The sequence below is a fragment of the Micromonospora sp. NPDC007271 genome (assembly GCF_040634005.1).
In the GTDB taxonomy this organism is placed as follows: Bacteria; Actinomycetota; Actinomycetes; order Mycobacteriales; family Micromonosporaceae; genus Micromonospora.
Map to the genome: position 1 here is coordinate 1 of NZ_JBEYER010000050.1, position 13568 is coordinate 13568.

15 protein-coding genes and 1 pseudogene are annotated in these 13568 nt (G+C 72.1%); 7 read left to right on the top strand and 9 right to left on the bottom strand.

Going from position 1 to position 13568, the window contains the following annotated elements; all coding sequences use genetic code 11:
* From ABZ570_RS18940 to ABZ570_RS18960, 5 genes and pseudogenes are all read right to left on the bottom strand, one after another.
* A pseudogene (locus ABZ570_RS18940) lies at window positions 1-112 on the bottom strand (ABC transporter ATP-binding protein); the annotation flags it as partial.
* A 14-nt stretch (window positions 113-126) separates the two neighbouring features.
* The gene (locus ABZ570_RS18945; protein ID WP_358064809.1) at window positions 127-1116 is read right to left on the bottom strand and encodes an ABC transporter permease; all 990 of its coding nucleotides are present in this window, start codon (window positions 1114-1116) and stop codon (window positions 127-129) included.
* Window positions 1117-1176: 60 nt separating this feature from the next.
* Window positions 1177-2925 (bottom strand): ABC transporter substrate-binding protein, encoded by a 1749-nt coding sequence (locus ABZ570_RS18950; RefSeq protein WP_358064812.1) that lies wholly within the window; start codon window positions 2923-2925, stop codon window positions 1177-1179.
* Window positions 2926-2983: 58 nt separating this feature from the next.
* Window positions 2984-4012 (bottom strand): ABC transporter permease, encoded by a 1029-nt coding sequence (locus tag ABZ570_RS18955; RefSeq protein ID WP_358064815.1) that lies wholly within the window; start codon window positions 4010-4012, stop codon window positions 2984-2986.
* Window positions 4013-4287: 275 nt separating this feature from the next.
* A complete protein-coding gene (locus ABZ570_RS18960) occupies window positions 4288-4896 on the bottom strand; it encodes a hypothetical protein (RefSeq protein WP_358064818.1) in 609 nt (202 codons plus the stop codon).
* Window positions 4897-5064: 168 nt separating this feature from the next.
* Here ABZ570_RS18960 and ABZ570_RS18965 point away from each other — a divergent pair, with 168 nt between their 5' ends.
* From ABZ570_RS18965 to ABZ570_RS18980, 4 genes are all read left to right on the top strand, one after another.
* A complete protein-coding gene (locus tag ABZ570_RS18965) occupies window positions 5065-5955 on the top strand; it encodes a pentapeptide repeat-containing protein (protein WP_358064821.1) in 891 nt (296 codons plus the stop codon).
* A gap of 263 nt (window positions 5956-6218) precedes the next feature.
* Window positions 6219-6455: a preprotein translocase YidC gene (locus ABZ570_RS18970; RefSeq protein WP_358064824.1), complete on the top strand. Its 237-nt coding sequence runs from the start codon at window positions 6219-6221 to the stop codon at window positions 6453-6455.
* Window positions 6456-6495: 40 nt separating this feature from the next.
* The gene (locus ABZ570_RS18975; RefSeq protein WP_358064827.1) at window positions 6496-6726 is read left to right on the top strand and encodes a hypothetical protein; all 231 of its coding nucleotides are present in this window, start codon (window positions 6496-6498) and stop codon (window positions 6724-6726) included.
* Window positions 6727-6903: 177 nt separating this feature from the next.
* Entirely contained in the window at window positions 6904-7122 is a 219-nt protein-coding gene (locus ABZ570_RS18980) for a hypothetical protein (protein WP_358064830.1), read from the top strand.
* Window positions 7123-7176: 54 nt separating this feature from the next.
* Here the strand turns inward: ABZ570_RS18980 and rnhA are convergent, their stop codons facing one another.
* From rnhA to ABZ570_RS19000, 4 genes are all read right to left on the bottom strand, one after another.
* On the bottom strand, window positions 7177-7653 hold the full coding sequence (gene rnhA, locus ABZ570_RS18985) for a ribonuclease HI (protein ID WP_358064833.1): 477 nt from the start codon (window positions 7651-7653) through the stop codon (window positions 7177-7179).
* Between the two features lie 9 nt (window positions 7654-7662).
* Window positions 7663-8934, bottom strand: a complete 1272-nt coding sequence (locus tag ABZ570_RS18990) for a lycopene cyclase family protein (RefSeq protein ID WP_358064837.1) — start codon at window positions 8932-8934, stop codon at window positions 7663-7665.
* A gap of 79 nt (window positions 8935-9013) precedes the next feature.
* Window positions 9014-9970, bottom strand: coding sequence for a DUF1152 domain-containing protein (locus tag ABZ570_RS18995; RefSeq protein ID WP_358064840.1), 957 nt, complete (start codon window positions 9968-9970; stop codon window positions 9014-9016).
* 9 nt (window positions 9971-9979) lie between these two features.
* The gene (locus ABZ570_RS19000) at window positions 9980-11245 is read right to left on the bottom strand and encodes an MFS transporter (RefSeq protein WP_358064843.1); all 1266 of its coding nucleotides are present in this window, start codon (window positions 11243-11245) and stop codon (window positions 9980-9982) included.
* A 66-nt stretch (window positions 11246-11311) separates the two neighbouring features.
* Between ABZ570_RS19000 and ABZ570_RS19005 the strand changes: the two genes are divergently transcribed.
* The 3 genes from ABZ570_RS19005 to ABZ570_RS19015 all read left to right on the top strand — a co-directional run bounded on the left by ABZ570_RS19005 (window position 11312) and on the right by ABZ570_RS19015 (window position 13423).
* Window positions 11312-11887: a pyridoxamine 5'-phosphate oxidase family protein gene (locus ABZ570_RS19005; RefSeq protein ID WP_358064846.1), complete on the top strand. Its 576-nt coding sequence runs from the start codon at window positions 11312-11314 to the stop codon at window positions 11885-11887.
* Between the two features lie 103 nt (window positions 11888-11990).
* The gene (locus tag ABZ570_RS19010) at window positions 11991-12365 is read left to right on the top strand and encodes a hypothetical protein (RefSeq protein WP_358064849.1); all 375 of its coding nucleotides are present in this window, start codon (window positions 11991-11993) and stop codon (window positions 12363-12365) included.
* 233 nt (window positions 12366-12598) lie between these two features.
* Window positions 12599-13423, top strand: coding sequence for a metalloregulator ArsR/SmtB family transcription factor (locus ABZ570_RS19015; protein WP_358064852.1), 825 nt, complete (start codon window positions 12599-12601; stop codon window positions 13421-13423).
* Window positions 13424-13568: the final 145 nt, after the last annotated feature.

Consider the following 13568-nt stretch of genomic DNA (forward strand, 5'->3'; position numbering starts at 1 on the left):
ACACCCCGTCCACCGCCCGGACCACACCGTCCTCGGTGTCAAACCGCACCCGCAGATCCTTCACCCGCAGATAGGGGCCCTCACCGGAGCGGGGCACCGGAAGCTCCACCATGTCGATCACCTCCGTCAGCTCAGCCGGACCCGCGGGTCGATGACCGCGTAGAGCACGTCGACCACGATGTTGGCGACCACGATGAACACCGCCGCCAGCAGCACGGTCGCCATGACCACCGGCAGGTTGAGGAACTGCACCGCCTCCACGGTGGCCTTGCCCAGGCCCTGGAGGCCGAAGATCGTCTCGGTGATGAAGGTGCCGCCGAGACTGCTCCCGATGTCCAGCCCGGCGATCGTCACGATGGGGGTGATCGCGGCCCGCAGGGCGTGGCGCAGGTGCACCTGCCGGGACGACAGTCCCTTCGCCCGGGCCGTACGCACGAAGTCCTCCGACAGGGTCTCCAGCATCTGCGCCCGGGACAGCCGGGCGTACAGCGCGGAGTTGAGGAAGCCGAGCGTCATCCAGGGCAGCAGCAGGCCCACCGCCCAGCGGGCCGGGTTCTCGGTCAGCGGGGTGTAGCTGGGGAAGGGCAGCAGCCCGGTGGCGTACACCAGCAGGTAGAGCAGGATCAGCCCGAAGAAGTAGACCTGCATCGAGGCCCCGGCCAGGGTGACGCCGATCGCGGCCCGGTCGAAGGCCGTCCCACGGCGCAGCGCCGACAGCATGCCCAGCGAGACACCCAGGGCGAGCCAGAGCACCGCGCCGCCGAAGACGATGCTGAAGGTCACCGGAAGGCGCTGGGCGACGATCTCCGTCACCGGCTGGTTGTTGCGGAACGAGTAGCCCAGGCAGGGTGCCGGGCAGTCCTGCTGGAAGTCCCCCGACCCGTAGGTACGGCCGACGAAGATGCCCTTGACGAAGTCGGCGTACTGGCGCGGCAGCGGCTGGTCGATGCCGAGCCGCTGCTCGACCTGGGCGATGTCCTCGGCGGTGCAGTTCTTGCCGCACATCACCTTGGCCGGGCTGCTCGGCACCGCGAAGAAGAGACCGAAGGTGATCAGGCTGATGACCGCGAGGGTCACCCCGGCGACGAGTAACCGCCGCACGACGAAACGGAACACGGGAGCACCTCCCCGGGTGGACGGTGGGGGCGGCCCGGTCCGGGCCGCCCCCACGGACGGTCACTGCTTCAGGTAGATGCCGTTCAGCGAGATGATGCCAAAGGCGTCGCTGAGGAAGGGGTTGCCGACCTTCGATCCGTGCAGCTCGTAGGTGGCGTCGTAGTAGAGGGGCACGACCGGGACGTACTCCCGCATGATCTTCTCGTCCAGAGCCATCCAGCCGACGTCCTGCTCCGCGGCGGGCAGGCTACGGACCCGGTCGACCTCAGCGCTGATCGACGGCTCGTTCAGGTACGAGAGGTTGTTGTTCCCCTCGGCGACGATCTCCCGCCCGTCGTACAGCGGCGGGATGATGGTGGAACCGGTCGGCCAGTCCGAGCCCCAGCCGCCGATGTAGAGGTCGTACGGGTTGTTCTTGCGGCCGACCTCGTCGTAGTAGCTGCTGCTCTCGATGGGCTTCATCACGATGTCGAAGCCCATGTCGGTGAGGTTCTTCCGGATCGCCTCAGCCTGCTGGGTCCGCAGCTCGGTGTTGGAGTGGGCCAGCACCAGCTTCGGGCGCTTGCCGCCGAGCAGTTCGGTCACCTTCGCCTTGTCACCGGTAACCGGGGCGTTGAACACGTCGTACTTCTTCCAGCCGGCGGTGGTCGGCGACATCAGCGTGGTGGCCGGGGAACCGGCCGCCTGCCCGCCGATCGCCTTGAGCGCGGCGTCCTTGTCCGCGGCGTAGTTCAGCGCCTTACGGACGTTCAGGTCGGTGACCCGCTGGGTGTTGATGTTCAGCACCCAGACGTACTGCGTCGGGCCCTTCACCACCCGCTCGACGACTCCGGCGGTGGTGGTCCGGGGCAGCACGGCCGGCGGTACGTCGGTCCAGCTCATCGCGGTCTGGTCGGCCGGGGCGTCGGCGACGAGACGCTCGGCGATCTGCGCCTGCTCCAGCCCGAAGGTGAACCGGATCGCGTCCGGGTACGCGTTGCGCAGCGGGTCGGTGTTCGGGTCCCAGTTCGGGTTGCGCTCCAGCTCCAGCGCCACGTCCCGCTGGTACGACTTGACCTTGTACGGTCCGGACGAGAAGGGCCGCAGGTCGTAGTTGGCCCGAGTGTCCTTGGCGGCGGGGACGGGGGCGCTGGTGGGCAGCGCCGCCGCGTACGGCATGTCGCAGTGCGCCTCCGGGAAGGTGAACCGGATGGTCCGGTCGTCGGGCGTCTCGATGCCGTCCGGCACCGGCTTGCCGCCGTCGTACGGCCCCTGGTACTTCGCGTTGTACGCGCCGCCCGGGTAGAGCCACTGCTGGATGTAGTGCGGCCCCTCGTTGAGGTTCGACGCGAACGAGCGGGCGATGCCGTACGCGACGTCCTTGCTGGTCACCGGGGAGCCGTCCTCGTACTTCACCCCCGCCCGCAGGGTGAACTCCCACACCTTGCAGTCCTTGTTGACGTCCTTGCCGGGGTCGGTGGCGAGGTCGCCGACGAGCAGCATCTTGCCGCTGCCGTCCTCCTTGTAGCCGTTGAGCGCGCGGTAGAGGAGCCCGCCGGCGACCTGCTGCACGTTGACGTAGTTGCGGGCCGGGTCGAGGTGCTCGAAGTCGGAGTTCTGCATGATGGTGAGCGTTCCGCCCTTGGCGGCCCCGTCGACCGCCTTGGCCGGGCCCTTGTTGTCGGCGGCCTCGTAGGAGATCGAGCCCGTCTGGGTCTTCGCCTTGTCGTCGCCGCCACCGCCACCGGAGTCGGTGGTCGGGCTGCAGCCGGCGGCGACCAGCGCCGCGGCGAGGACACCGGTGGTCAGTGTCCGGGTTCTTGCTCGCACAATTTGCTCCCTTCCCGCCCGGCGGCCCCCGCCGGCCGGGCGTCTTGATGGCCGGGGGTTACCGGGTCGACCGGGGATCCAGCGAGTCGCGCAGCGAGTCTCCGAGAAGGTTGAACGCCAGGACCAGCAGGAAGATCGTCAATCCGGGGAACAGGGTGTACCAGGGGTCGCTCGCGACGTAGCCGATGCTGTTGTAGATCATTCGGCCGAGGTCGGGCGTGGGTTCGGTGACGCCGATGTTGACGAAGGCCAGGGCCGCCTCGATGGCGATGAACTGCGGCACGTTCAGCGAGACCGTGACCAGGATCGGCGCCCAGATGTTCGGCAGCAGCTGCCGGAACAGGATGTGCCCGGTGCCCGCGCCGGCGGCCCGGGCGGCCTCGACGTACTCCCGCTCGCGCAGCGAGATCACCTGGCCGCGGACCAGCCGGGCCGTGTACGTCCAGCTGAACAGGCCGAAGGTGGCGATGATCAGCGCGACCCGGAAGGCGGGCGACGGCGCCTCCCGGTCGGTGTAGAACCGGTCCTCGAGGATCGGGATCACCGCGAGGGCGAAGATGAGGAACGGGAACGCCAGGGTGAGGTCGATCAGCCAGTTCACGACGCTGTCCAGCCAGCCGCGCGCCCAACCGGCCAGCACGCCCACCACCACCCCGATGAGCGAGGCCAGCAGGGCCGAGGCGAAGGCGATGAACAGGGACGTCCGCAGGCCGTACACGAGCTGGAGGAGGATGTCGCGACCGCTGCCGGGCTCGAGGCCGAGCCAGTGGTCGGAGTTGATGCCGCCGGCGTATCCGGTCGGCATTCCGAAATCGTTGAGCCGATCGACGAACTTGTCCGTCGGGTCGATGCCGGTGAGCCAGCCGAGCAGCGGCGCGCTGATCGCGACGACCGCGGCGACGACCAGCGTCAGCGCGCTGACCCGGGCGGTCCGGTCCCGCTTGAGGCGCAGCCAGGCAAGCTGGTTCGGCGACCGGCCGACGATCTCCCGCCGACCGGCCGGGGCCGGGGATCCGGTCTCGACGGCGAGGTCCGGCCCGGCCGGCTCGGCGGCGGCCAACGACGGTGGGTGGGACATGTCGCTCATTCCAAGCCCTCCCGACGGCGGGGAAAACGTCCTTCCACCGACGGTAAAGCGCTACGGAACGTCGAATTGAATCGGTACGGTAACGACCGGATCGGTTGTCACGCATTGACAACGATCTGGTTTACGCAATGACTCGGTGCAATAACGGGCCGGTTTGGTTGTCATCCTTTCGGCCATCGCCGCAGCATTTCCTGAATACGCTGCGGCGGGCCCGGATTCTGGTTGTCAGCCGTTCGGGCATTCCCGCCCGCTCGGCACCGGCGCCGCGCCCCGGCTCACCTACCGAGCGAGATGGAGGCCCGGTTGATGTACGCGACCTGGACGGCGAAGGCCGCCAGCGCCACGATCACACCGACCGCGATCGCCAGGCCGGGTGCGGCACCGACCAGCCCGCTCAGCAGGGTGGCGCAGAGCCCGATCAACAGCGCGTTGACCGCGCCGACCAACGCGGCCGCGGTCAGCAGCATGTGCCGGCGGCCGGGCAGACTGCCCACCGCCGCCCACTCCGCCCGCATGCCGCCACCCTGCTTCAGGGCGTCGGCGAAGAACTCGTGGTCGGAGGCGAACCGTCGGTGGTACCAGGCGCGGATGCGTTGGATCCGCTGCAGGTCCACCTCGTTCTCCACCATGCTCTGCACCAGCCGGGCGAAGGTCAGCAGCCCGGTGATCACCAGGGTCGGCAGTACGGCGCCGAGGTACGGCCGCAGCAGGTGCCCGCTGCTGGAGACGAAGCCCAGCCCGATCAGCGCGGCGGAGAGCATCGACATGAAGATCGTCGACCGTCCCACCGACTCGGCGATCGTGGCGCTGCGCGAGGTCTGGAGCACGAAGTGCTCGGTGGTGACGGCGGTGAGCAGGGCCTGCTCCCGCGCCTGCTCGTCCATCCCGCCGCCTCCTTCGTCACCCCACGATACGAAGAAATACCGCATACCGGGGCAGAACGGGCAGAGCGTCGCCCCACCCGCCGTCCAGCCGCGGCCGGGGCGGGAGAATGGCATCCGGATGCGGCGCCGCGGCCGGCGCGGCGGCGAGACGATGGGAGGCCGGGCAGGGTGTCCGAGACGGTGGAACGGCAAGCGGCGGCGAGCGGCGGACGTGAGCTGCGGGCCGACTGCGCCCGCTGCTTCGGGATCTGCTGCGTCGCGCCGGCGTTCGCCGCCTCCGCCGACTTCGCCATCGACAAGCCCGCCGGGCAGCCCTGCCCGAACCTGCGCCCCGACTCCCGCTGCGGCATCCACCGCGACCTACGGCAGCGGGGCTTCCCCGGCTGTACGGTCTTCGACTGCTTCGGGGCTGGGCAGCACGTCGCGCAGGGGACCTTCGGCGGCCGGGACTGGCGGGAGAGCCCGGTGACCGCCCGGCTGATGGTCGACACGTTCGCGGTGATGCGGCCGCTGCACGAGTTGCTCTGGTACCTCACCGAGGCCCTCGCGCTGACCCCGGCCGGGCCGCTGCGGGACGACCTGGCCGCCGCCCTGGCGGAGACCGGGCGGCTCACCGACGGAACCCCGGACGAACTGCTCGCCGTGGACGTCGACGCAGAGCGGGACCGGGTCAACCAGTTGCTGTCCCAGGCCGGCGGGCAGGCCCGGGCCGGCCGGGAGGGCCCGGACCGGCGCGGGGCGGTGCTGATCGGGGCGGACCTGCGCCGCGCCGGACTGTCCGGGGCGAACCTGCGCGGCGCCTGCCTGATCGGCGCGGACCTGCGCGGAGTCGACCTCGGCGCGGCCGACCTGACCGGGGCGGACCTGCGCGGCGCCGACCTGCGCGGCGCCGACCTCGGGCGCTGCCTCTTCGTGCACCAGTCGCAGCTGGAGGCCGCCCGCGGCGACCACCGGACCGTCCTGCCGCCCCGCCTGCGCCGGCCCGCGCACTGGTCGCTGTCGGTCACCCCGGTCCAGCCCTCGCGTGGGCGGCCCGCCCCCGCACGCCGCCGGCGCTGACCGCCGGCGTTGATCGACTCCGGATGCGGCATCCCGGGCTGTCCCACCGCGCGGACACCGCGCCCTGCCGCACACCGAGTGGATCACCCGGGACGTCCGGCCAGTCCTGCTCCCCGGCACGGCCACCAGGCCGTCTCACGGCGGGACCCCGCGTCCTGAGCCGAGGGCACCTCCGGGCGGGGCCGCACGTTTTGGGGCGCCGGAGCCGGGTAGCCGGGGTCGGCGTCACCTCGGGCGGCGCGGCATCGACAGGAGGCGGACGGGTGAAGTATCGGGTACGCCAGGGCGAGCAGCCGGTCGATCCGGCGCATGCCGAGGACGAGGCCGGTCAGGCCCGGCTGGTCCAGGTCGACGCGGACACGGACGTACCGGCGCCGGAGCCGGGCACACCGAAGCCGGACGTGGTCACCGAGGACGACGGTTCCGGGGTGGCCGGCGGCTCGTCGGGCACCAGCGCCGGCGGCTCGTCGATGCCGACGCACCCGGACGCGGCGCGCTGACCCGGCGTTTATCCACGAGCGACGCGGGCAGAAGTTTGACATGACGAGTGAACAGTCGTTCGGCCGCGCACCGACCGACGAGCCGGACGGCGCCACCGCGTACGAGGCGTCGCTGCGACCGCCGGGCGAGTCCCTGCACAGCACCGACGACACCGGCGACGACTTCGCCGACCTGCCGGCCGAGGATCGGCGCTCCGCCCGGGAGACCAGCCGGGCCGGCTACGACGTCGACCAGGTCTCGGGCACCGGCGAGCTGCCGAACGTGGAGTGATCCGGCCGGGGCGGCGGGTCGAGGCTGATCGCCCCGGCCGGGCACAGGTCGACGGCCAGGTGCGGCGGGCCGGCCGCGTCCGGCCCGGGCTCGGCGAGGCGGAGCACGACAAGGCCGTCCTCGTCGTGCTCGCAGGAGGGGGAAGCCCGGGCGGCTGAGGTCGGCGCTGAAGTCGGGATGGCGCAGCAGTTGCCGGACGTCGGCGTACCGGGTGACCAGCCAGGCCGCCGCGTCGGTGGGGAGCCGCACCCGGGTGACCGGCCCGGAGAAGCGGTGCCGCTCCGCCACGTCCAGCGGGACGAGCGGGTCGCGGTCGAGGTTGATCGGCGGCCAGAGGGGCAGGTCGGTGAGCGGCGCAACGGTCACCCGGACACCTCCGAGGGCGACTGTCCGTGACGGCACCGATCCGCTACGTTACTCATCGACCGGGTTCGACACAACCCGTCGGCGTCAGCGGGCGGCGACCGCCTCCGCCCGGGCCTCCGCCATGCCCCGGTTGGCCAACGCGTCGGCCCGCTCGTTCTCCGGGTGCCCGTTGTGGCCCTTCACCCAGAGCCAGGTCACGTCGTGCCGGGCGCAGGCCGCCTCCAACCGCTGCCACAAATCGGCGTTCTTGACCGGCTGCTTCGCCGCGGTCAGCCACCCGTTGCGCTTCCACGACGCCAGCCAGCCGGTGATGCCGTTGCGCACGTACGTGCTGTCGGTGTGCAGGCGCACGGTGACCGGCCGGGTCAGGCTCTCCAACGCGCGGATCGCGGCGGTCAGCTCCATCCGGTTGTTCGTCGTCGGTGTCGCCTCGCCGCCACACAGCTCGCGCTCGTGATCACCCCACCGCAGCACCACACCCCAGCCGCCCGGGCCGGGATTGCCGCTGCACGCCCCGTCGGTCCAGATCTCCACGACCCGGCCGGTCGCCGCCTCCGCCATGCCGGCAACCTACCCGGTACGCCCACCGGCCGGACCGACCGACCCGCCGGGCCCGGCCTCCGCCACGGCGGCAGGGGTCGGGCCGCGACGCAGCCGGGCACGCAGCCGGTCGACGGCGTCACCGAGCACCGCGCCGGCCATCGGCAGCAGCGGGCTGGACCGCATCACCGCCAACTCCTCGGCCGGTGAGGTGGCGCCGTCGAGGAAACGCAGCACCCGCTCCGCCGGGTTGCGGTCGAACAGCCGGGCGAAGAACTCCACCCCGCCGACGTGACCCCGGTCCAGGGCACGCAGCGCCACCGCGTCCAACCACCGGTGCCGCCGCGGGTACGCGGGCGCCGGCACCGGTGGCCGGCCGGCGGCCAGGGCCCGGGCCACCTGGTCGGCCTGCCGGTGCATCGCGGCGAAGGTGAACCCGGTCGACGGGCGGGTGGCGCCGCCGGCGGTGCCGAGCCGCACCACCCGGGGCGACGGGTGGGGCGCGAACGGGCCGTCGGTCATCGGAATGACCCCGTTCTCCACCTCCCGCAGCCGCAGCGCGGCTAGGTCCAGGCCGAGCCGGGCGGCGTACCCGCGCAGCGCCGCGTCGTAGCGGGCGTCGGTGAGCAGGGCGGGTGCGAACTCGGTGTACTCGACCAGCGCGTACCGGTCGTCGACCGGGAGCACGTAGCCGAACGAGACGCCCCGGGCCGGCTGCGGGGTGCGAAAATCCATCAGCACCGCCCGGTCCGGGTCGAACGTGGGCCGGTCAGCGGCCAGCCACCAACCGCGGAAGTGCTGCAACCAGCTCGTCCGGCCGGGCCGCTCCGGCGGCCGGGGACGCGAGTCCAGCACCCAGCCGGCCCGGACCAGCACCCGCCCGTGCGGGTCGCGGACGGTCACCCGGTGGCCGTCGTCGCGCAACGCCCCGGCCGGCGCGCCGATCCGCACGACGCCGAGACGGCGTTCGGCCGCGGCAGCCCGGTCGTAGACCGGGCCGGAGCGGAGCATGGCGTACCGCAGCGGGTCGAGCGACAGGACGCGGCGGCCGGCGGCCGTGACCACCTCGACCTGCGACCAGCTGGCGCTCAGCAACGGGTCGAGGTCACTGCCGGGGGTGCCCCAGAACGCCCAGGTGCGGTCCTGGCCCCGCTTGTGCAGCGGGTCGACCACGGCGATCCGCAGGCCGGTCAGGTCATGCCGGTCCAGGGCGGCCAGCACCAGGGAGGCGGCACCACCGCCGCCCACCAGCGCGAGGTCGACGTCGACCGAGGATGCGTCCACCCGCCCACGCTGCCACACCCCGCGGCTCCGCCACCCCGCACCCCGCCGCCCCCGGTGCGCGCAGGTTGACGCCGGTCGAGCCCGCCCACGGGCCGGGTCAGTGCGGGAAGACCCGCGGGGTGCGCCGCCGCACCTCCTCGCGGAACGCGTCGATCCGCGACGCGACCTGCCGCATGCCGACGGTCTGCTCCAGTCGGTCGAGGTAGAGCGAGCGGCGGGCCAGCCCGTCGAGATGGAAGCTGAAGTAGATGGCCATCAGCGGATTGACGAACAGCATGCTGCCCCGGGTACGCCGGGTAGCGTGCACATCCCCGTCGGCGCCGCGAGTGGCGGCGGCGATCTGCCCGTGCACGATGCTGGGCCGCGACGGGGTGGCCGCCTGCCCGTACGCGACCGCGTCCCGGTACAGCTCGGCCTCCCGGCTGGCCCCCGGGATGGACAGCGCGCCCAGGTACGCGCCGTCCCGGTCCAGCGCGGCGATGTTCTCCAGCACCTGGGTGTGGTTGACCCCGTGGTACGCGTCGATGCCGAACCCGAGACAGACCACGAGCTTCACCGGCACGTCGAGCCCGGCCACCGCGGCGAGGCTGGTCATGTCCTCCACCGGCGTGCCCAGGCCGGACTCGTCGCCGCGCATCAGGATGTCGGTGCCGCCGTCGACCAGCACCACGGCGTCGACGCCGAGCGCGTCGACCAGATGCCGGTACGCGTACCGCAACGGCTGCACACCGACCCTGGAAAAGGCGTACACAGTGGACGTCAGGCCACGGCCGGCGAGCCAGCGGGACAGCGCACGCTCCGGGAAGTAGTCGTCCGGGCCCGTGGTGTCCGGGGTGACCGCCGCGACGTTCTCCGCCGCCCAGGCATCCAGGTCGAGCAGTTCGAGTTGGGTGAAGGAGAGGTTGGCCAGCCGCACCTCCCGCCCGGCGTCGCGCAACGCGACGGCGAGCGGGATGCCGGCGTACACGTCGAAGCCGCCGCCGGCACCCGCGATCAGCACCGTACGGGCGGACTCCAGCGCGGCGAACAACGGTGGCACGGACAGCGACGGCACCCGGCCTCCTCAGGCGACTCTCGCCGGGGACTCCGGCGCCGGGGCGGCCGGATCGGCGTACGCGGCGGCGACCGTGGCCCGGTCGAAGACCCGCCAGGTCGCCGCGATCACCGCCAGGGCGGCCACGAAGCCCACCCAGTACGGGGCGGTGATCCCGAACCGGCCGGCGACCACCCCACCGAGGAGCGCGCCGACGCAGTTGCCGCCGGCGGCGAGGAACAGGGTGGTGCTGCCCACCCGGCCCAGCAGCGCGGGTGGGGTGAGCCGTTGGCGCAGCGAGTTCGCCACGATGTTCCACAGCGCGCTGTGCACCCCGAACACGAACAGCGCCACCCCGACCACCACCGCGCTGCGGGAAGCGGCCAGGGCCAGGTGCAGGCCCGCCTCGATCAGCAGGCCGATCCGGATGGTCCAGGTCGCGGTGACCGCGGCGATCAACCGGTCCCCGATCACCGAACCGAGCAGCCCGCCGACCGCCATGCAGGTGAACAACGCGCCGTAGCCGACCGAGCCGAGACCCAGTCGGTCGGTGGCCAGCAGCACCAGCACCGCGATGGCGGCGGTGAGGGTGACGTTGAGCAGCCCGATCAGCAGGGCCATGGTGCGCAGCAGACGCTGCGAGAGCAGCCAGCGGAACCCCTCGGCGACCTCCGCGCGGACCGAGCGGCGGACGCCCGGCACCGACGAACCGCGGTACGACCCGGCGACCAGACCGACCAGCACCGCGCTGAGCGCGTACGTGCCGGCGTTGACGCCGAACGGAATGGCGGCGGCCACCACGAAGAGAAGCCCGCCGAGCGGGCCGGCGACCATGTTCTGCATCACCTGGGTGCCGCCGTTGAGCCAGCCGTTGGCCCGTTCCAACCGGGACCGGGGCACCACCGCCGGCACGACGGCCTGGGCTGCCGTCCGGAACACCACCTCACCGGCGTTGACCACGAAGAGCACCGCGTACAGCAGCGCCACCCCGGCCCGGCCGGTGACCATCGCGGCGGCCAGCACCACCAGGGCGGCCACCCGTACCCAGTCGATGACCACCATCAGCCGGCGCCGGTCCACCCGATCCACGAGCACCCCGCCGGGCAGCGAGAACAGCAGCCACGGCAGCCACGCCACCGCGGCGCCCGCCGACACGATCAGCGGATCGTCGGTCCGCGACGCGACGTACAGCGGCGCGGCCACCGTCGCCATCCCGCTGCCCAACGCCGACATGGTGCTGGCCGCCCAGAGCCGGGCGAAGCGCCCGCCCAGCGGTTCCTCCGCAGTCCCCGTCACGGCCAGCGAACCTACCAGCGGTCGCGGCCTCCGCCGACCCGGTTACGGCGGATGGGAAGATCGCGTATGCCCGTCACGAATCCCTGGCTCGCCGGCTCCTCCCCCACCGCCCGCCTCGACCGCGACCGCCTTGAGGAGCGCATTCTCAATCTGCTGTCGTCGCAGAACATGTGCGTACTGGCGACGGCCGGCCCGGACGGCCCCCTCGCCACCCCGGTGCGGTACTTCCACCTCGACTTCACCCTGATGTTCACCGCCGTGGCGATCTCCCCGAAGATGCGCAACATCGCCGCCGATCCGCGCGTCTCCATCGGGATCTTCGCACCCCTGGTCGGGCAGGCCAGCAGCCGCGGAGCGCAGGTCTTCGGCCGGGCCCGGGTGCTGCACCCCGGTGACTCGGACTTCGACCACCACTGGCCGGCGTACCGCTGGCAGTCCGACCATGTGGAACGGTGCCGGCCGCTGGACGAGCCGCCGATCGGCCCGCTGATCGTGGTGCCGGCGGAGCGGATCGTCTACACCGAACACTGGCTGCGCCGCGAGGGGTACGCCCCCCGCCAGTTCTGGCGGGTCGCCGAGGCGGCATCTGAGCAGGCACCAGAAACGGCGCCGCCTCTTGCGCGGACGGCCGACGAGCGCTAAGAAGGGGCTTCCGCTCGGGCATGCCCGCAAGCTGGGCGCGAATCCGGTGGGAAAGTCGTGATCGCGGCCCGCGGGGCCGAACTGCTCCCCTCAGGAGGCGGCGATGAAGCGGTGGCGGCGACCCCGGGCTGGTGCCCTCGTGCTCCTCGCGGTGCTCGCGATCGGGGCGGTGCCGGTGGCCCGGGATCTGCTCCGGCCGAGGATCGAGGAGGTCTCCGTCGACGCGTACGACCGCGCCGACGATCCCCACGTGATCGTGGCGCTCGTGGAGACCCACCCCGACTTCGTGCTGCACCGGGCGACGGCGCAGGAGAACGCTGGCAGGATCGTCCTGCACGTCGCGATGCGTCCGCCCTCACGCTGGTGGTCGGGCCGTGACCTCGCCGAAACCCGGTCCGTCCGGATCCGGCTGGACCGGCCCCTCGCCGGCCGCGAGGTACGCGACGGTCTGCTCGGCACCCCGGTCCCGGAGCGCTGACTCCAGTGCCCCATCGGCCGGTGGCCTGGTAGCAGGCCGTCAGCCAGCAGCCGCCATCGCATTCGGGTGGTTGCGGATCTTGCCTGCGTGGCCGGTCGTCACATCGGCTACAGCGTCCTAGGAGGCTAGCGGATCAGTGGCGACATCGGCGGATGCTGGACGGGCAGCCATTCGGTTGCCTAAGGTAAGGGAAGGCAACCGTCTGGCTGCCTTTTCCTGAGAGCGGGTGAGCGGTGGACGAGGTGTTCCGGGCGCTGGCGGATCCGAGCCGCCGCCGGCTGCTCGACAGCCTGAACGTCCGCAACGGACAGAGCCTGCGCGAACTGTGCGCCGGGCTCGACATGACCCGGCAGTCGGTGAGCAAGCACCTCGCGGTGCTGGAGACGGCCGGGCTGGTGACCACGACGCGACGGGGGCGGGAGAAGCTGCACCACCTCAACGCTGCCCCGATCAACGCCGTCGCCGACCGCTGGATCGGCCGTTACCACCGGGAGCGGGCGCGTGCCCTCGCCGACCTGCAGACAGCATTGGAGCGGGAGTCCATGGAGAACCCCACGTTCGTCTACACGACCTACATCCGGACCACACCGGAGAAGCTCTGGCGGGCGCTGATCGAGCCGGAGTTCACCCGCCGCTACTGGGGCGGGGCGGCCCTGGTCTCCGACTGGCGGGTCGGTTCGCCGGTGCTCTGGCAGGACGCGCCGGACACCGAGCCGAAGGACCTCGGCCAGCGGGTGCTGGTGGCCGAGCCGTACCACCGGCTCTCCTACAGCTGGCACGGCTTCCAGCCCGAACACGCGGCCCACTTCGGCTGGTCGGACGAGGAGTTGACCGCACGGCTTCGGGAACGGCGATCGACGGTCACCTTCGATCTCGAACCGCACGGCGAGGCCGTCCGGCTGACCGTGACCCACGACGACTTCTCCCCCGACAGCGAGATGTACCGGGCGATCAGCGGCCAACTAGAGGGCAGCGGCGGCTGGCCGGAACTGCTGGCAAGCCTGAAGAGCCTGCTGGAGACCGGCGAGCCGCTGCCCGAGCCGATCCCAGCCGGCTGACCACGTGGAGCCGCGCGCATCGCGCTGGCAGAACGTGGCCGTGCTCTCCGCCGGGTCGTCCGCACCTCGGTGGTCTATCGTGCTCCCGTCGCGCAAGGACCGGGAGGGTGACCCGCATTGGCTCGCACACGGCTGTACCTCGTCC

Excerpts from the sequence above, each read along its gene's own strand:
- ABZ570_RS19005 (WP_358064846.1), top strand. The coding sequence starts at position 11,312 with ATGCCCGTCACGAATCCCTGGCTCGCCGGCTCCTCCCCCACCGCCCGC.
- ABZ570_RS18975 (WP_358064827.1), top strand. The coding sequence starts at position 6,496 with ATGACGAGTGAACAGTCGTTCGGCCGCGCACCGACCGACGAGCCGGAC.
- ABZ570_RS19010 (WP_358064849.1), top strand. The coding sequence starts at position 11,991 with ATGAAGCGGTGGCGGCGACCCCGGGCTGGTGCCCTCGTGCTCCTCGCG.
- rnhA (WP_358064833.1), bottom strand. The coding sequence starts at position 7,653 with ATGGCGGAGGCGGCGACCGGCCGGGTCGTGGAGATCTGGACCGACGGG.
- ABZ570_RS18960 (WP_358064818.1), bottom strand. The coding sequence starts at position 4,896 with ATGGACGAGCAGGCGCGGGAGCAGGCCCTGCTCACCGCCGTCACCACC.
- ABZ570_RS18980 (WP_358064830.1), top strand. The coding sequence starts at position 6,904 with ATGGCGCAGCAGTTGCCGGACGTCGGCGTACCGGGTGACCAGCCAGGC.
- ABZ570_RS18955 (WP_358064815.1), bottom strand. The coding sequence starts at position 4,012 with ATGAGCGACATGTCCCACCCACCGTCGTTGGCCGCCGCCGAGCCGGCC.